General features: G+C 28.9%; 17 protein-coding genes. 12 read left to right on the forward strand and 5 right to left on the reverse strand.

Going from position 1 to position 17730, the window contains the following annotated elements; genetic code table 11:
• The first annotated feature begins 16 nt into the window (after positions 1 to 16).
• Positions 17 to 1309 carry a CehA/McbA family metallohydrolase gene (locus ACQ3F0_RS18650; protein WP_428867024.1) on the forward strand — a complete coding sequence of 431 codons (1293 nt, stop codon included), beginning with the start codon at positions 17 to 19 and terminating at the stop codon, positions 1307 to 1309.
• Between the two features lie 99 nt (positions 1310 to 1408).
• Here the strand turns inward: ACQ3F0_RS18650 and ACQ3F0_RS18655 are convergent, their stop codons facing one another.
• Positions 1409 to 1522, reverse strand: a complete 114-nt coding sequence (locus tag ACQ3F0_RS18655) for a family 1 glycosylhydrolase (RefSeq protein WP_428867114.1) — start codon at positions 1520 to 1522, stop codon at positions 1409 to 1411.
• Between the two features lie 173 nt (positions 1523 to 1695).
• Between ACQ3F0_RS18655 and ACQ3F0_RS18660 the strand changes: the two genes are divergently transcribed.
• The 5 genes from ACQ3F0_RS18660 to cysK all read left to right on the forward strand — a co-directional run bounded on the left by ACQ3F0_RS18660 (position 1696) and on the right by cysK (position 5969).
• On the forward strand, positions 1696 to 2412 hold the full coding sequence (locus ACQ3F0_RS18660; protein ID WP_428867025.1) for a CoA transferase subunit A: 717 nt from the start codon (positions 1696 to 1698) through the stop codon (positions 2410 to 2412).
• Between the two features lie 11 nt (positions 2413 to 2423).
• Positions 2424 to 3077 (forward strand): 3-oxoacid CoA-transferase subunit B, encoded by a 654-nt coding sequence (locus ACQ3F0_RS18665; protein ID WP_428867027.1) that lies wholly within the window; start codon positions 2424 to 2426, stop codon positions 3075 to 3077.
• A 322-nt stretch (positions 3078 to 3399) separates the two neighbouring features.
• Positions 3400 to 3693, forward strand: coding sequence for a hypothetical protein (locus ACQ3F0_RS18670; RefSeq protein ID WP_428867028.1), 294 nt, complete (start codon positions 3400 to 3402; stop codon positions 3691 to 3693).
• Positions 3694 to 4301: 608 nt separating this feature from the next.
• Positions 4302 to 4655: a carboxymuconolactone decarboxylase family protein gene (locus ACQ3F0_RS18675; RefSeq protein WP_428867030.1), complete on the forward strand. Its 354-nt coding sequence runs from the start codon at positions 4302 to 4304 to the stop codon at positions 4653 to 4655.
• Between the two features lie 411 nt (positions 4656 to 5066).
• Positions 5067 to 5969 carry a cysteine synthase A gene (cysK, locus tag ACQ3F0_RS18680; RefSeq protein WP_428867032.1) on the forward strand — a complete coding sequence of 301 codons (903 nt, stop codon included), beginning with the start codon at positions 5067 to 5069 and terminating at the stop codon, positions 5967 to 5969.
• A gap of 430 nt (positions 5970 to 6399) precedes the next feature.
• On the opposite strand, the gene ACQ3F0_RS18685 is transcribed toward cysK, so the two are convergent.
• From ACQ3F0_RS18685 to ACQ3F0_RS18700, 4 genes are all read right to left on the reverse strand, one after another.
• On the reverse strand, positions 6400 to 6840 hold the full coding sequence (locus tag ACQ3F0_RS18685; RefSeq protein WP_428867033.1) for a sigma-70 family RNA polymerase sigma factor: 441 nt from the start codon (positions 6838 to 6840) through the stop codon (positions 6400 to 6402).
• A 171-nt stretch (positions 6841 to 7011) separates the two neighbouring features.
• A complete protein-coding gene (locus ACQ3F0_RS18690) occupies positions 7012 to 7725 on the reverse strand; it encodes a LytR/AlgR family response regulator transcription factor (protein ID WP_428867035.1) in 714 nt (237 codons plus the stop codon).
• A 24-nt stretch (positions 7726 to 7749) separates the two neighbouring features.
• The gene (locus ACQ3F0_RS18695) at positions 7750 to 8274 is read right to left on the reverse strand and encodes an ATP-binding protein (RefSeq protein WP_428867115.1); all 525 of its coding nucleotides are present in this window, start codon (positions 8272 to 8274) and stop codon (positions 7750 to 7752) included.
• 1032 nt (positions 8275 to 9306) lie between these two features.
• Positions 9307 to 11508: an ATP-binding protein gene (locus tag ACQ3F0_RS18700; protein ID WP_428867037.1), complete on the reverse strand. Its 2202-nt coding sequence runs from the start codon at positions 11506 to 11508 to the stop codon at positions 9307 to 9309.
• Positions 11509 to 11806: 298 nt separating this feature from the next.
• Between ACQ3F0_RS18700 and ACQ3F0_RS18705 the strand changes: the two genes are divergently transcribed.
• The 6 genes from ACQ3F0_RS18705 (at position 11807) to ACQ3F0_RS18730 (ending at position 17698) form a co-directional block, all read left to right on the forward strand.
• A complete protein-coding gene (locus ACQ3F0_RS18705; RefSeq protein WP_428867039.1) occupies positions 11807 to 12421 on the forward strand; it encodes a hypothetical protein in 615 nt (204 codons plus the stop codon).
• A gap of 14 nt (positions 12422 to 12435) precedes the next feature.
• Positions 12436 to 13422: a hypothetical protein gene (locus ACQ3F0_RS18710; RefSeq protein ID WP_428867040.1), complete on the forward strand. Its 987-nt coding sequence runs from the start codon at positions 12436 to 12438 to the stop codon at positions 13420 to 13422.
• Positions 13423 to 13918: 496 nt separating this feature from the next.
• Positions 13919 to 14965: a TRAP transporter substrate-binding protein gene (locus ACQ3F0_RS18715; RefSeq protein WP_428867042.1), complete on the forward strand. Its 1047-nt coding sequence runs from the start codon at positions 13919 to 13921 to the stop codon at positions 14963 to 14965.
• Between the two features lie 48 nt (positions 14966 to 15013).
• Positions 15014 to 15490 carry a TRAP transporter small permease gene (locus ACQ3F0_RS18720; RefSeq protein WP_428867044.1) on the forward strand — a complete coding sequence of 159 codons (477 nt, stop codon included), beginning with the start codon at positions 15014 to 15016 and terminating at the stop codon, positions 15488 to 15490.
• Positions 15490 to 16749 carry a TRAP transporter large permease gene (locus tag ACQ3F0_RS18725; RefSeq protein WP_428867045.1) on the forward strand — a complete coding sequence of 420 codons (1260 nt, stop codon included), beginning with the start codon at positions 15490 to 15492 and terminating at the stop codon, positions 16747 to 16749. Before ACQ3F0_RS18720 ends, ACQ3F0_RS18725 begins: the two co-directional genes overlap by 1 nt.
• A 22-nt stretch (positions 16750 to 16771) precedes the next feature.
• On the forward strand, positions 16772 to 17698 hold the full coding sequence (locus ACQ3F0_RS18730; protein WP_428867047.1) for a phosphoglycerate dehydrogenase: 927 nt from the start codon (positions 16772 to 16774) through the stop codon (positions 17696 to 17698).
• Positions 17699 to 17730: the final 32 nt, after the last annotated feature.

Genomic DNA, 17730 nt, shown 5'->3' on the forward strand with positions numbered 1-17730 from the left:
GTGATTAATTATTATTATGAGTGAAGAAAGTAAGTATGAATATAAAATCCATCCATTTGATCTATCATGTATTCATGATAGAAAACCAAAAATATCTGTAATTTTTAAAGATGAGTTTCAGAATTTTGGTGGGGTAGCGTTACGGTTATATTTAGATGATGAGATGGTGAAGTGTGAAAAGTTAGAGAAGCGTAATATTGTGTATTTCCCTGAAAAGAACCTAGAATACGGTGAGCATAGGGTTAAGCTGGTAATTAAAAATTGCAAGAAAAAGAATTTTCATATTAAATGGACTTTTTATGTTGATGATAAGGATAAAGAATACAATTTTTATTATGGGAATCCGCACTCACATACTGGATATTCCGATGGAAAAGAAACTCCAACAGAAGCATTTGAATATGCAAGGGATAAGGAATTAGATTTTCTAATGATAAGTGACCATGTTGGGAAATTATTAAAGAATAATACCAGTTATGACAACTCCATCTCTCTTCATGGATGTAAATACCCTAAATGGGCGATGACAAAACTTGAGGCAGATCGGATAAATTCTAAATATGATGATTTTGTTGCTATAGTGGGATTTGAACTTAGCACTGTATTTTGGGGGCATATGAATTTTTTTGATTGTAATGAATTGGTTAATAAGAAGAAATTTATGATTGAAGATATGAGTCAGTGGATTAACACCCACCAAGACCTATTGCTTGTTGTTAATCACCCTTTTAAAACAGTTGGAACGCTTAAGTGTGAGAGCCCTTTTAATAAGTGTATTTTATTATATGAATATGGTAATGGTTCTCCCCCAAGACCATATATCAGAAGTGAAGATCTTTACTATAAAGTGTTGGATGATGGGTGGACTTTTGGAGCTATAAACGGGCAGGATAATCATCAGGCCACTTGGGGTGATGCTGATAATCTTACGGGAGTTATTGCAGAGAATTTAACAAAGAAAGATATAGTAGAAGCTATGAGAATGAGGAGGGTATTTTCAACTGAATCTAGAACTCTTAGATTATTATTTAAATTAGATGAATATTTTATGGGGAGTATCATAAATGTAAGGGTAGGGGAATCATTGAATGTAGAGGTTCACATAGAAGATTTGGTGGTTAATATTGAAAAAGTTCAATTGATATCAAATGGCGGGGTAGTAATCAATGAACATATTATAGAGTCAACGGGAGTATTTGAATGGAATACAAATATTACTGTGACTGAGGATAATACATGGTATTTGGTAAAAGCAATTATGAATGATGATAAGATAGGGATTTCTTCTCCAATTTTCTTGAGAAAATAGTATATTTAAGCTAGTTAATAAGATTTATTTCAAGAAGCCAGTATTAAAACAGATACTGGCAATTGATTATAGTTTGAAATATAGAGAAATTATATAACTCTACTCAATACTCATACCATAGATTTTCAAATTCATTTGTTTCATTAATTCAATATCTTTTTCATAGCGGTTGTAATGGTCCGCAGCAATAATGGAACTTTCACCTCTAGCAATTTTACCTTAATATACAAATCGATTTCTAGAATCATCAAATCAATGGCATCTATTAATAAATTTGCTTTTTATTTTCGAATAAAAAGTGATATACATATGTATATATATATTGCAGGAATTCTTATTTTTATCATTACCGCCATAAATATAATGAAAATTCGGAGGTGTATGTAATGGCTATTGTTAAAACAATAGAAGAAAGCGTAAACATGATTTCTAAAGGTGCATCAGTCATGGTAGGTGGATTTTTAGGAGTAGGTGCTCCTTTAAAGCTTATTGATGCATTAGTTGAGAAAGGTACTGACAATCTTTGTTTAATTAGTGTAGTAGGAAGTTACCCAGGAGGAGGCTTTGATATAGGAAAACTTACTGCAAATAAGCAGGTTAATAAATTTATTGGTGCTCATATTGGAACAGATCCTATGTTAGTAGAAGGATATAATACAGGTAATATTGAAGTTGAATTTAATCCAATGGGAACATTTATTGAAAGAATCAGGGCTGCAGGAGCAGGTCTTGGAGCAGTAGTTACTCCAGTAGGACTTGGAACAGAAGTTGAAGAAAATGCTCTTAAAATAGAATTATATGGAAAGCCGTATTTGGTTTTTCCTCCTTTGAAGGCTGATATTGCATTAATAAAAGCCTCAAAAGCTGATAGAAATGGTAATCTTATGTATGAAGGAACCTCTTTAAATACTAACACTACTATGGCTACTGCTGCAAGTATAGTAATTGCTGAAGTAGATGAAATAGTTGAAGTTGGTGAAATTGAACCTAATAATGTTGGTACTCCTGGAATATTTATTGACTATATTGTAAAAGGTTATTCAAAAGAAGAAAGAAAAAATATTTATGGAGAGCTTTGGCAAAAAGGAAATAAATTTAAATAAGGGGGAAAAGAATGAATTCTAGAGAAATGATTGCAAGAAGGATTGCTCAAGAATTTACGGATGGAGCAGTTATAAATCTTGGATTTGGCATGCCTACACAGGCTGCTAATTATATTGGAGAAGGGATAAATGTAGTTTTACAAACAGAAAATGGTGGGCTTATGTTTGGACCAGCTCCAAAAAAAGGCGAACATAATCCTGATTTAGCAAATGCTGGTGGAGAACCTATAACTATGAAACCAGGTGGGGCAGTTTTTGATCTGGCATTTTCATTTTGTATCATTAGAGGAGGACATGTAGATGCTACTGTTTTAGGTGGGCTTGAAGTAGATGAGCTAGGAAATATAGCTAATTGGAAAATACCAGGTAAATTTGTTCCAGGAATGGGCGGAGGAATGGATTTATTAGTGGGAGCTAAAAGAGTGATTGTAGCGCTTTCACACTGTGATAAGAAAGGAAATTCGAAAGTTTTGAAGAAATGTACATTACCTCTTTCAGCGAAAGGTGTGGTGAATAGGATAATAACTGATAAGGCGGTTTTTGATGTTGATAAGGATGGATTAGTATTAGTTGAAATCGCTCCAGGATTAAGTGTGGAAAATGTTAAAAATAGTACAGATGCAAACTTTTCAGTATCTGAAAATTTGTGTGAAATGACTTTCTAATTGTCTAATCAAATGAAAACTAGACTTAGTTTGGTACTATAAGTGATGAAGTTCTTTATATTAAATTAAGCGTTATATATAAGCCAGTATTGAAACAAAATATACTGGTTTTTATTTATTAATAAATTAAAAAAAACTCTTGTCAGTCCCGATGAATTGCCAGAGAAAGTCGGAGTTGTTTCCATCGATTATAAGAGTGGTTTAAGACTTCTTCCCGAACAACAGAATTTAATTAAAACTTTAAGAGATAATGGGATAGAGGTTTATATATGCTCTGCTTCGTTTGTTGATGTAGTTAAAACTCTTGCCGGTAACCCTAAATATGGTTATAATTTACCAGAAGAAAACGAAATATGGTGAAGGGCCTATCTTTGTAGCTGGAGACAGTGGTGGAGATTTTGCTATGTTGACGGATTTTGAAGATACAAAGCTTGCACTTATCATTAAAAGGTGTAAGGGTGGCAATATAGGAGAAATAAGTAAAGAAGCTGCTGATACTTTTGGAAAAGAAAATGCTAAGTGCTTATTACAAGGAAGGAATGAAAATCTTGGTGTATTCAGACCATCACAAAAATCAATTTTCCTTGGAAGTAGTGAACAAAAATTATTAAAATAGTTGAAGTTTGATATTAACAACAGAAAAGTGCACAAGAAGCCAGTATTTAAAATAGATACTGGCTTCTTGATTATAGTTTTAAATTTAGTGAAATTATTTACTTACTTCGACGATTTCTTTATTGTAAGTATTAACTTTGATAAGAACTATGTTTTGTTGATTTTTGGGATCTTTACCTGAACAATCCAGTAATGTCCCATATCAATTATATCTTCAGATTTAAAACTGTTTTTATCCACATCAACATTAAAGTAGTCCTTAACAGTTTTCGCAGATATTTCAAATGCCTCTTAAGTTGAAAGGCTATTATAACTCAAAACTATTTTATTTGTATTAGTACTTTTCTCTGTATCAGCAGTTATATTTGTAGCTAATGTATTATTAGTTGATAATTTATTACTAGATGAGTCGCAAGCTGTGAAAGATAATAGAATAGTTGTTGTTAATACTAGTGCTAAGAGTTTTTTTTGATAACATTTTTTCACATCTTTCAAGGTTATTTGTGATAAGTATAGCACTCGTATTAATAGCAGTAGTTATAAGTTTAATAATTAAATGTTTTGGGTATACTACAATTTGACTATATTGAAATATAAGGTGGAGAGACAATGGATAATCATTTTGATAACTTAGATGTAATTGAAAAGAATCTTAAATACTTAATTGAGAACCATGGAGAAATATATGATGCTTATGAAAAATTCGGAAAATTAGTTCACGAGAAAGGTGGACCAATTGATGAAAAAACACGCTGGCTTATTAAGATAGCTCTATCTACAAGCAGTCCATATACACATTCATTAGCAACTCATATACTTAAAGCTTTTAAAAGTGGATGTACACAGGAAGAGATTGAACACGCTATACTCCTTGTTGCACCAACAGCAGGATTTCCTAAGATGATGGAAGGGTTGCTTATATTAAGACAAATCCTTGAGTCAAGAAAAAAGAATAACAATTAACATTAAATGAACATTCTTTATACTTTGATTTACATATATTTAAAGTAAATATACTTAAATTTTGATGAATATATCATACCGATAGTCTAACTATCACTATGATATATTTTTTTATAAAAAATAAAACTAATAGTTTATAAAAAATCATTAGAATGTGAATCCATTAGTGGAACTACACAAATGCTTGATTTAATGTTAAGTAGTTAAAATAATCAAATTAATGTTACCTATAATCAATTTGTGAATATTATAATATAGAAGAAAAAAAGTTTAACTATGTGAATTCTCTATAGAAGTTCAAGTTAAACTATAAATTTATACAAGTCCATAAATCATTGAATCGTAGATATTTTGAGACATGTACAAATTAAGTTTAACTATGTGGATTCTATATAGCATGGAGGTGTAATTATGATGCTTGAAAATATAATTGATACAATTGGAAATACACCCTTATTATCTCTAAAAAAATATTTTAATGGATCAATATTTGCTAAATGTGAATTTCTCAACCCAGGAGGAAGTATAAAAGATAGAATAGCAAAATTTATGATAGAGGAAGCAGAGAAAGAAGGGAAATTAAAACCTGGAATGACTATTGTAGAACCAACCTCTGGAAACACGGGTATTGGTATTTCACTTGTTGGTGTCAGAAAAGGATATAAGGTAGTTATTGTAATGCCAGAAAATATGAGTGAGGAACGTAAGAAGGTAATCAAAGCTTTTGGGGCTGAACTTGTACTCACACCTAAGGAAGAGAGTATAGAAGGTACACTTAAAGAAGTTGAAAAACTAAAGAGTCAGAATAAGAATATTTTTGTGTTAAATCAATTTAAGAATCCCAATAATCCTCTTATTCATTATAAAACTACAGCAGTTGAAATGTGTAATCAACTAAATGAAAAGGTTGATATTTTTGTTTCAGGATTAGGAAGCGGTGGAACTTTAGCTGGAATTGGAAAATATTTAAAAGAAAAACATCCATCATGTGTTGTAGCTGCAGTTGAACCTAAAAATGTGTCAGCTTTACTTGGACATGAGCCAGGACTTCACAAAATTCAAGGAATTGGCGATGGATTTATACCAGATATTTTAGATACAAAAATAATAGATGAAATTATAGAGGTTACTGATGATGATGCCATAGCATATGCAAGAAAATTGGCTAGAGTTTGTGGATGCTTAGTTGGAGTATCATCTGGTGCTAATATATGGGCAGCTATTAAAATGGCTGAAAAATATGGTAAAGATAAAAATATAGTAACTGTATTACCAGATAGAGCAGAGAGATATTTTAGCACATCACTTTTATAGCTACTCCCAAATATCAGAAAAAAATTGATAAAGAAATAGTTGGAATTTTACCAAAATTTTAAATGTATGAAGAAGTAATTCAACTTGAATTAGTAGTTAAGAGAAAATTAGGAACGAGAGCATTTGGATTAAATGCAATTTAGAATTTATAAAAAACAATAACTAAATCCACTAGTTAACCTAATGGATTTAGTTATTTAAAAAAATATAAGGGATTTAAATTAAAAATAACAGACTTGGAATTGAGAAAATAATTTTGCGAAAGATTTTTACAATATATGTGGAAAAGAATAAGAAGAAATATACATAAATTCAAATAAAAATACAAGGATACTTTGCAAAATGCTTTTTTAGGGAGGAAAATTAGGCTTGCCTACTCCTCCTTATCATGTGTCCTTTAATATTTTCATTTACCTTGAACCAGAAAATTTTACAGCCTTGAGGTAATTGTAAGGCATTTAGTTTCAGTCTTACTAATAATTTTGTTACAGTTTATATTTTTTCTTATTCTTTTAGTCAATTCATATGCAATACCCTGCTCCTCTATGGTAAATAGATAATTATCTTCTACACTTTCCAGAATATTTACGTTTTGAATTTCTCTGTTGTGTTTCATTTTTCTTTTAAATAGATTCATATTATTTAGTTTTAAATTTACTTCCAGAAAAGAATCAAAGGAATTAGAACCTAATTTATAAAGCTTTATTGATTTAATAATGCTCAATATATTATGTTGCACTATATCTTCAAAGTCGTATCCTGGAATTTCATACTTTAATGATTCGCTTATCAACAGTGGCATATACTTATTTATAATTTTCTGAATGGACTGACTATCGTTGTTTTTAGCTTTTATTAATAGATTTCCCATGTATTCACCGCCTTATTTAATAAAAAATATAAACTCATTTAAATATTTATCTTATTTTTACACAAATTAAGGTATTTTTATTACTGATGTAAAAATCGAAGTCTAAAATGTAAAAACTCATAAAAAAAACACACATAATAATTTATTTATGTATGTTTTGTCTTTTTATGTTTATTTTAATAAGTATTTGAAGTATACTTCCCTAATGGCTTGTACATTAGAATTACTTATGGGTATATTTGTTTCGTCAGCTATAAATATACAAGAGTTTTCTATTTTGGATATATAATCCATATTCACAATGAAACTCTTATGCGACTTAAGAAATCTTTCATCTTCAAGTCTTTGAAAAAAATCCTGAAGTTTTGAATAAAAAGTAATTACTTTATCGGATTTCAAGTATACATTTACAATCCTGGCTTTACTTTCTGCATATAAGATATCTCTATAAAGAATTCTGTAGCTTCCTTTTTTATTTGTAATGACAATTTGTTTACTCTCTTTTTTTAAACTGTCTACAGCTGTTTTAATAGCAGCATCTAGCTTTTCTTCATTTATAGGTTTCAAAATATAGTGAAGAGCTTTCACGTCATAGCTATCTATAGCATGGTCTTTTGAAGAAGTAATAAATATAATCTTACATTCTTTATCAAAGATTCTTATTTTTTTTGCAACATCAATACCATTAGAAAATTCCATGTAAATATCTAGAAATAGTATATCATATACTTCTTTAGATGAATTTATATGGTTGATAAGGTCTTCTCCTTCAGTAAAGCAGTTTATTTTAAAATGCATCCCTAAGTTTTTAAGATTTTTTGATACTAGAGAAGAGATTATTTCACTTTCTTCTTTATTATCATCACAGATTGCTATGTTTATCATTTTTATCACCAACTTCATATTTCCTTAGTTATAGTTCAGTATACTATCTACTTCAAATTCATTACCATTATATTTAACTTTAAAATAACCATTATATTTTTCCGTTACCTTTCTAACATTAGACAATCCTATTCCATGTCCTTCGCCAGTTTTACATGTTCTTAAAATATTGTCTTCTTCTATAACATGGCCATTAAAGCTATTTTTGATTTTAAGTATTAAATGGGAACCTTTAAGTTCAGCTTTTATATTAATGTACTTTTTACGTTCATCCATAATATTGTTACAAGCTTCAATAGCATTTTCAACACAATTACCTATAACAATAGATAAATCAAGATCCTCGATATTGATATCCTGGGGTATATTCACATTAACCTGAAAATCAATGCTATAATTCAAAGCAATATTCATATAATATTTTAGTATTGAATCTATAGTAAAATTTTCACACAATACACCTATATTTTGACATATTTCATTTTCATTAAACTTATCTAAGTATTCAGAGACTGCTATGTAATTTTTAGCATCCATCATTGACTTCATTGCCAAAAGATGATGCCTTATGTCATGTTTAAATGAATAATAATTTTCAATAGATTTATTTAAGGTTTTGTAATTTTGTTTCTGTAATTTTAGTTGTGTATCTATAAATTTATATTTATATTCTAATTCCACATTTCTGTTTACAGAGTAAATAGCAATAAAAATAATTATATATGATAATATAATTATAACTATAAACATCAAACTATTAAAAAAATTATAATGGTAAATAGGCTTATTAGGGTTAGATCCATAATAATTAACTAAAAACAAAAAAACCATAATGCTATAGAAGGATATTATATTAATAACTTTGTTAGATACTAATTTTAGCATTTCTTTATAGGGGTCTTGAAAGTATAAATATATTATAGGCATAATCAGTAGTTGAATAAAATGTTTAAATAACGTTGATAAAGTTCTATATGTACTATAATCTTGAATATAAAATAAACCTACTATATAACTACATAAAATTAATATGATATTAGAAAAAACCCATATAGTGAACATATTAAATATTTTTTTTGAAAAGGATTCTTCAAAAACAAAAAAAATATAAATAATAAAAGAAAAACCTAAACTAAATAGTGCAAAATTATATAAAATACTATCTTTAAAAAAAATATTATAAAAAACCAGTCCCAATAATACTATTAAGTGATTAATTATAAATATAACTAAGGAGTCTTTGATACTCCTTTTTCTAGTAAGTAACAAATGGTTGTATCCAATATTTAAAAATAATGTAACCTCGAAATATATTAAAAAGTGCATATTCTCACTCCTGAAATCTTTTGATATCCTTCAATCATCATATCTAAATGCTAATCATACTATAACATTTATTTATTGAAAATTTTGTTGTAATTTGTCGTTGTTTTATTTCATTTCATTTTTTATTAGTGGCTAACTAAAGCAAACTCACTAAGTCAAGCCTTTTTTCGTTAAGGGGCAGACTATTTGGGAAAAAAATAAGATTGTTCAATGGAGTTTATGAAATTGATAAATCTGTTTTTTCACTTATCGTAATTAGGAATATATATCTGAAAATTCTACTTGAATTCTTTCTACATTAATATCATATTTAGACTCTTCTTCAGATTCACTGTCAATTAAGCGTATAGGTAAACTTATAATGAATTCACTACCTTTATTTGGTTCACTTATAACTTGTATCTTGCCATTATGCATTTCTATAAATGATTTAACAAGATATAAACCTATTCCAGTGCCCTCTCTATTTCTTTTCAAAGTTTTATCAACTTGACTAAACCTATCAAATATTGTTGCAATACTATCTTCTGACATACCTAATCCTGTATCTTTTATAGAAATAGTTATATAATCAGTACCATCTTTAATGGTTACAAGAATTTCTCCACCTGAGTTTGTGAATTTAATCGCGTTTGAAATAAGATTTAAAATTATCTTTTCGATTTTATCTGGGTCACAAGCAAGGAGTTTTTCTTCAATATCTGTATCAAATATAAGATTTATTCCATGATTTTGAACATATGGTGCCACTGAAAGAGTGATGTTTTCAACTAAACTTATGATATTGTAAATTCTAAAGTTTAATTTTGAAAATCCAGAATCAATTTTTGAAATATCCAAAAAATTGTTTATTAATCTAGTTAATCTATAGCAGTTCTGTTTCATTGTATAATAATATTTTTCTCTTTTAATAATACTCTCCCTAGTTGTATCATTATATATATTTAAAGTCTGTACAGCTGAAAAAATTACATTTAAAGGTGTTTTCAACTCGTGTGATACATTAGAAAAATATTCAGTTATTGTCTTATTCATTTCTAAGGACTGATCTAGCAATTTGGTTTTTTCGAGCACATCTTTTTCTAGCTGTAACACCTTTTTTTCAGTTGAAATATCTCTCATAATTGTTAGAACAGTCGGTTTTCCTCCATATTCAAAATATGAAGATGTATTTTCAACTTCTATTAAAACTCCGCTACTTTTTAATACTTTATCATTAAAAGTAATTGAACTACATTTCTTTTTAATTATCATAGAAAACTTTTCTTTTAAACTTTCTCTATTATTTTTAGGAACCATATACAAAAGAGATTGTCCGATAAATTCACCAGGAGTAGCAATTCCAAATAGTTTAGCTGCATTATCATTTGCAAATAATAAAATTCCATCTCTGTGTACTAAAATAGCATTGTGGGATTGATTAATTAATAAATTATAGCTAATATCATTTTTCAATAGTATTTCTCTAAGGTTATTCTTCTCTTTTTCTATATTAATAAAGTTCGTATTATCATTTATCACAAATAATTTTCCTACCACATCACCATAATCATCATTGATTTCTTCAGTATTTATCGTAACAGGAATTTTTTCAGTGTCTTTATTTACTAAATAATTATTTTTACTGGAATTAGGTTTATAAATAATAACGTCAGAAAAATGCTTTCCTATTATTTTATCTGAATTATTTCCATAAAGTTTTATCAAATTATCATTATAATAAGTTATTATATTATTGTTATCAACTAAAACTATTATATCATTAACATTTTTCATAATTCTGTCGATTGTAACGGCAGATGTAATATCTAAGAAACTATATTTTGATATTGCAAGAAATATTCCAAAGACCCAAAAAATTGATACAATCTGTGCAATATATAATGTGGGGAAATTCATAAGAGGTAATATGTTTTGAAATAAAATTCCGAGAATAAAAGAAATTAGTCCAAATATCACAATCAGATAAGCTTGTCTCTTTTCACGATAAATTTTAGAGGTTTTGCCCCATTTAAATATTAAAACTAAGGCTACTAAAATATAAATGGTTGTTACTGTAAAATTTATAATATTAAACTTTGAAAAGATAGGTGAATAATAATCTATTCTTAAAACTCTTAGAACACTATAAATTGTAAACATAATAGTACATGGTATGTATACCAAAAACTTAATTTTTTTTGCATATCCAGTAATTTCAAATGAGAGATTAAGTATTATTCCATAATAAAAACTCCAGCCTGTAGCTCCTAATATGTTTATCATAGGATAATATTGGGTTTGTATCATATCCTTTGAATACCAAAATATATAAGCAAAAGACCAAGAGAAAAAACATATACATAGAGCTAGCAATAACTTGTTAAGTATTTCATTTTTATTTAAATTATAGAAATATATTCCTAATAATACGTAAATAACTGCAACAATTGCAGTGAATATAGATAAAATATTCATATAATTACCTCTTTCGACTAAATAATAGTATTTATTTCTTTTATTAACTTTATTATATCAAATTTTACAAAATAATAAAATATGAATACAAATTAGTAAATCCAAAGAGAGAATCCTTTACTGGTTAACATTTTATACTTTTAAAGATTTAAAAGTGGATGCAAACATATGGAAATTGAATATGCACTATAGTATAAAGTTGTAATTATAAATAAAATATTGTAAAATTGTTTAAGTGTAGAATAATAAACATAATTTTTGCAATAATGATCAAAATTAATTTGGGGGGATTTGCTTAATGAAAAGATTAATATTAATGTTTAGTTTAGTAGTAATATTGTTAACTGGATGTGGAAGTAAAAGTGATACAAATAATTCGGGGAATCAAAATGATACTACCCAAAATAGTGAAAGTTTAAAAGTTGATAAGAATTTATTTGATGTGACAATCACATTGCCAGCTTCAATGTTTGAAGGAGAAGATGTTAATGCAAGTGCAGAAGAGATGAAAGAAGAGGGTTATAAGGAGGCTATAGTTAACGAAGATGGTTCTATAACTGCTAAGATGTCCAAAAGTAAACACAACGAAATGATGAAAGAGATGAGAGCGTCAATGATTGAGTATCTAGAAGAACTTAAAGCTTCAGAAGATTTTAAATCTATACAAGATGTAAAGTATAATGAGGATTTTACTAAATTTACTTTAGAAGTAATTCAAGATAAATATCAGGGAAGTCTTGATGGTTTTTCAGCTATTGGTATAGGTATGATGAGTTCTATGTACCATATTTATAACGGCGTATCAGAAGAAAAAAGAAAAGTTACAATTGATGTTAAGAACATTGAAACAGATGAAATATTCAAAACTATTACATATCCGGACGATTTAATGGATGCCGAGACAGAAGAATAGGTGGAGGGATTACCATGAAGAAGATTAGTTTAGTTTTAATAACACTCATTATTTCAATATTTACAATTGTGGGATGTGCCAACAGTGAGAATTCATCAGATAAAATAAAACAAGCTGCTAATGCAAATATAGTAAATGTGGGTGAAAAGTTTATTATTGAAGATTATGCTGAAATTACTGTTAAGGATGTTGAAATTAGTAATAAAGTTGAGCCGCCAAAATCAACTGGTTATTCATTAATATATAAAAGTGATGAAGTGGATAAAACATATGTAACAGTTATTCTTGAAGTAAAAAATTTATCTGAAACTGAAAAGTCAATAGATAATATTGCTAATGTATCAGTAAATAAGGAAGACTCAAAATATATGTGTAACTTATATTTACAATTAACTGAAGATGATACAAGTTTAAGTGAATTTGAATCAATAGAACCTTTATCTTCAGGAATTGTTTATTGTGCAACAAAAGTTCCTCTAGATAGTTTGGGTGAATCAGTTATTTCGTTTTTAATAAATGATAAAAAGTACAATCTGAACTATAATACAACAAATGCAACAATAGAAAAGAAGTCTATTGATATAGGCCAGAAGCTTGTTGCAGAGGAATATGCTGAATTTACTATTGAAGAAATAGAATACAAAGAAGATGTTTTGCCATCAAATCCTGGAGATTTTTATACTCATTACCAAGTAGAAAATACTAGCAATATATATATAGATATAGTTTCTAAGATTAAGAATCTTAGGTCTTCAAGTTATGATGTAGAAAAATTTTTTGGTGCTAAGGTATTATATAATGGCAAGTACAATTATAATGGATTTATGGTAGGGGAAAAGAGTGATGGATCAACATTGGGAAGTTATTTGTCAATTGAACCACTATCAACAATGAGAGTACATTCACTTATTGAAGTACCAAAAGAAGTAATCACCGGTGAAGTAGAACTATGTATATACTTTAATGGTGAAAAATATTATTATGCAGTAGATAAAGAGTAAGCAACTTGGGACATTAATTAAAGGTAGAATTAATTAAACTATAAACTGTTATTATTGCTGTATATAGTATTAATCACCATAAAGTAGTAACTATACAAAAAGACATGGAATTATGGATATTCGAATACTGATATCCTGTTATGCAACCTTTAAATACAGAGTGCAGTTAAGAGACTTACAAAAGGGAAGTGGATAAATTTGTGTTAACAAATTGATTTACTTCTCTTTTGTAATAATCTTTTTTATCTACACATATGGTTTCAAAGTAAACAAACTAAAAGAAAGGTAAAATGATTTATAGGAATAAAACGTTTTCAAGCTTTAACTAGAAATTTTAGTATACCTCTTAAAAAATGGTAAAAAAAACTATAGGTTTCAGTAAATATAATTCATTAATTTTTATGGGCGATTAATTTATAATTAAATAGAAGGTAAAAGGTTTACACCTTTTAGGTATAAACTGGATTGATTTAAACTATTTATAGGGGGTAACAAAATGAAGAAAATTAGAATTATTGCAATGGTTGCATTATTAGCAACTTCTGTAGCTTTCACAGGATGTGGCAACAAAGCTACAACAAATAATACCAACAATACTGATAACACACAACAGGAAGCTGCAGATCCAATCAAAATAGTAGCTGCACACAACCAAACAAACACAGACAGTCCATATCAAACAGGTTTGTTAGAGTTTGAAAAAGTTGCAGAAGCTAATGGAGTATTTGATGTTGAAGTACATGCTGGAACAATTGGAACAAGTGAAGCAGAACTAGTTGAAAAATTAAAATTAGGAGCAGCTGATGTTGTACTAGTTTCTCCTGGATTTATGACTAAAACTGGTATTAAAGAAATAGATTTATTTTCATTACTTTATTTATTTGACAGCTATGATCATTGGGAAAAAGTTGTTGATGGTGATGTAGGTAATGCAATGGCTGATATTATATATAACAAATCAAATGGAGAGTTTAAAGTATTAGGATACTGGACAGCAGCTGTTCGTCACTACTATGGTAAAACTCCTTTGAACTCAATCGAGGATGTTAAAGGATTAAAAATTCGTACTCAAACTTCTGGTGCTGTATCTGAGTACTGGACAAGCTTAGGGGCTATTCCAACAGCTGTAGCATGGGGAGAATTATACCAAGGTTTACAACAAGGTATTGTAGACGCAGCAGAAAATGCATACCCATATTTAGTTCCAATGGAGCATCATAAAACTGCAAATGGTAAATACTTAACTGAAACTGGTCATGATTATACAACTCGTTTATTATTAGTAAATGCTAAGAAATTTGATAAAATGACTGATGATCAAAAAGCTGAGCTTATGAAAGCTGCTGAAGCTTCTGTTGATGCAGAAAGAACTGCTATCTACAACGAAGAAGAGTCTTACAAAGAGCAATTAATTGCTGATGGCGGAATAGTTAATGAAATTGATAGAGCACCATTTATCGAGGCTGCAATCCCACTTCAAGATAAGATTGCAAAAGAGTTAGGATTAGAAGAATTATTACAAGCTATAAGAGACGCAAAATAATTGTATGAGGGGGAGCGATGCTCCCCTTTAAAAATTAGAGGTGATAACATGAAAAAAGCAATTGATTTATTAGAAAGAATTCAAAAGTATGTAGGAATGATTTTTTTATCAATATTTATTGTAGTAGTAATTATTCAAATTATAGCTAGATATTTAGAGATATCTGTTTTATGGACTGAAGAAATAGCAGTATTTTCATTTGTATGGGCTGTATTTATGGGAGCATCAATTATGGTAAGAAAAGAAGCTCATTTTAGCTTTGATTTTTTAAAGACGAAATTAACGGGGATAAAAAAACATGTTCTCGATATTATTATTAATATTCTTATGCTTGGGTTTACATTGTACATGTTAGTTTACGGAAAAGAGATTATGATTACATTTTGGAATTACAACTGGTATTCATTACCTGATTTCAAAATGGGATATGTTTGGGCAGTAATTCCACTTACTGCATTTCTTATGAGTATCTACATAATTGAGCATATAGTTAACAATATTATTCAAATGAGAGGTGAAAAATAATGTTTGCACTATTTTTAGTAATCTTATTTATAGTACTCATTGTAATAGGGACACCAATAGCTTTCTCTATAGGAATTGTGTCTTTAATTGGTATTAGTAACATTGCAAATATACCAAATCTTGTGGTGCCAATGAAGATGTTTTATGGTTTGAATTCCTTTGTATTATTAGCAGTTCCGTTATTTATTCTAACTGCAAATCTAATGAATGAAGGAAATATTACAAAGAAATTAATTGACTTATCTAATGCTTTAGTAGGACATGTTAAAGGTGGATTAGCTCATTCTAATATATTAGTTTCAATGATATTTGCGGGAGTTTCAGGTTCATCAACTGCTGATACAGCAGGTGTAGGTAAGATTTTGATACCAAGTATGATTGAAAGTGGATATGATAAGGAAACTGCCGTTGGAGTAACTGCGGCATCATCAACTATTGGTGGAATAATTCCTCCAAGTATAGTTATGGTTATTTACGGTGGACTTACAAACGCATCAATAGGTAAATTATTTTTAGGTGGAATGATTCCAGGAATCTTAATCGGACTAGGAATGATGTTTGTAGTAGGTGTAATGGCTAAGAAAAAAGACTTTCCGAGATACGAGAAAACAGATACAAAAACTAAAATCAAATTGATTAAAGAATCAATCCCTGCTTTATTAACTCCAATAATTATAATAGGTGGGGTAGTAACTGGATGGTATACAGCTACTGAAGCTGCTGCATTCTCATCAGTATATGCATTTCTAGTAGGAATGTTCTATTACAAAACCATAAAGTTGAAAAGTATTCCTAAAATATTAGAAGAAACATTAAAATTAAGCTCTTTGTCTTTATTTGCTTTAGCAACTGCTAGCGCTCTTGGAGAATTATTAGGATATTATAAAGTTGGGTCTTATGTGCAAGGATTCTTTATGAATACTGTTTCATCTCCAATAAGCTTCTTAGCAATAGTTGTATTATTCTTCTTATTCGTAGGAACATTTATGGATGCAATACCTGCAATGATATTATTCGTACCAATAATTTTACCAGCAGCCATGTTATTAGGAATTTCTAACGTTCACTTAGGAATTATAATAGTAATCACTTTATCAGTGGGACTAGTTACACCACCATATGGTTTATGTCTATTGATAGCAGCTTCAATCGGAGAATTAGGAGTAGAAAAATCCTTTAAAGCAGTTCTACCGTATATAAGTATAATTTTGGTGGTATTAGTTTTAATAATTCTATTCCCACAAATAGTTCTTATTTAAGAATGAAAAAGGAGATTATGTTATGACAAAAAAAATAGTAATTACATCAGAGTTTTTTGGAAAGTTTTCAGATGAGGGAGAAAAAATCCTCTTAGAGGCTGGTTTTGAAGTGATAGGAAATCCATATAAAAAGTTTTTGAACGAAGAGGAAGTTATTTCAATAATAGGCGAAGCTGATGGAATAATATGTGATTTAGAAGGAATAACTAAAAAAGTGATTGATAGTGCACCAAACCTGAAGATTATTGCTAGAAGAGGTGTGGGTACAGATTCTGTGGATGTAGAATATGCAAAGGAAAAAGAAATTGTGGTGGCAAGGACACTAGGTGTTGTTGAAAAGCCTGTAGCTGAGCTTGTTATTTCATACATATTGCATATAAATAGAAAAATAAGTGAATTAAATAAAGAAATGAAAATGGGTAATTGGAATAAACTTTTAGGGAATAGCCTAGAAGGAAAAGTACTTGGAATAATGGGAATGGGCAATATTGGAAGAGAAGTTGCAAGGAAAGCAAAATCTTTTGATATGAAAATAATTTACACTGATGCAAGAAGAAATGAAAAAGCTGAAGAAGAATTAGGCGTAGAATTTGTTAGTTTTGAAGAATTGATGGCTGAGTCGGATGCAATTAGCATACATGTACCATTATTGGAATCAACAAGAGGAATGATTAACTATGAAGCAATGAAAGCCATGAAAAAGAAGCCTATTCTTATAAATACAGCAAGAGGACCTGTTATAAATGAAGCTGATCTATGCAAAGCTTTAGAAGAAGGCATGGTATCATTTGCAGCAATAGATGTGTATGATGTAGAACCGAAAACTGGTTCACCTTTAAAAGAATATGACAATGTAATACTTACACCTCATGTAGGAACATTTACTGAAGAAGTATTTATAAATATGGATATATTAGCAGCAAAAAATATAGTTGAGCACTTTAGATAAAGGATATGTTTTAGAATGAGATAGGAGTTGGT

Origin of the sequence: Clostridium sediminicola (assembly GCF_050402865.1) — a bacterium.
Lineage (GTDB): Bacteria > Bacillota > Clostridia > Clostridiales > Clostridiaceae > Clostridium_AF > Clostridium_AF sediminicola.

Excerpts from the sequence above, each read along its gene's own strand:
- ACQ3F0_RS18725 (WP_428867045.1), top strand. The coding sequence starts at position 15,490 with ATGTTTGCACTATTTTTAGTAATCTTATTTATAGTACTCATTGTAATA.
- ACQ3F0_RS18690 (WP_428867035.1), bottom strand. The coding sequence starts at position 7,725 with ATGATAAACATAGCAATCTGTGATGATAATAAAGAAGAAAGTGAAATA.
- ACQ3F0_RS18695 (WP_428867115.1), bottom strand. The coding sequence starts at position 8,274 with ATGAAGTCAATGATGGATGCTAAAAATTACATAGCAGTCTCTGAATAC.
- ACQ3F0_RS18665 (WP_428867027.1), top strand. The coding sequence starts at position 2,424 with ATGAATTCTAGAGAAATGATTGCAAGAAGGATTGCTCAAGAATTTACG.
- ACQ3F0_RS18730 (WP_428867047.1), top strand. The coding sequence starts at position 16,772 with ATGACAAAAAAAATAGTAATTACATCAGAGTTTTTTGGAAAGTTTTCA.
- ACQ3F0_RS18705 (WP_428867039.1), top strand. The coding sequence starts at position 11,807 with ATGAAAAGATTAATATTAATGTTTAGTTTAGTAGTAATATTGTTAACT.
- ACQ3F0_RS18660 (WP_428867025.1), top strand. The coding sequence starts at position 1,696 with ATGGCTATTGTTAAAACAATAGAAGAAAGCGTAAACATGATTTCTAAA.
- ACQ3F0_RS18700 (WP_428867037.1), bottom strand. The coding sequence starts at position 11,508 with ATGAATATTTTATCTATATTCACTGCAATTGTTGCAGTTATTTACGTA.
- ACQ3F0_RS18670 (WP_428867028.1), top strand. The coding sequence starts at position 3,400 with ATGGTTATAATTTACCAGAAGAAAACGAAATATGGTGAAGGGCCTATC.
- ACQ3F0_RS18650 (WP_428867024.1), top strand. The coding sequence starts at position 17 with ATGAGTGAAGAAAGTAAGTATGAATATAAAATCCATCCATTTGATCTA.
- ACQ3F0_RS18685 (WP_428867033.1), bottom strand. The coding sequence starts at position 6,840 with ATGGGAAATCTATTAATAAAAGCTAAAAACAACGATAGTCAGTCCATT.
- ACQ3F0_RS18715 (WP_428867042.1), top strand. The coding sequence starts at position 13,919 with ATGAAGAAAATTAGAATTATTGCAATGGTTGCATTATTAGCAACTTCT.
- ACQ3F0_RS18675 (WP_428867030.1), top strand. The coding sequence starts at position 4,302 with ATGGATAATCATTTTGATAACTTAGATGTAATTGAAAAGAATCTTAAA.
- ACQ3F0_RS18710 (WP_428867040.1), top strand. The coding sequence starts at position 12,436 with ATGAAGAAGATTAGTTTAGTTTTAATAACACTCATTATTTCAATATTT.
- ACQ3F0_RS18720 (WP_428867044.1), top strand. The coding sequence starts at position 15,014 with ATGAAAAAAGCAATTGATTTATTAGAAAGAATTCAAAAGTATGTAGGA.
- cysK (WP_428867032.1), top strand. The coding sequence starts at position 5,067 with ATGATGCTTGAAAATATAATTGATACAATTGGAAATACACCCTTATTA.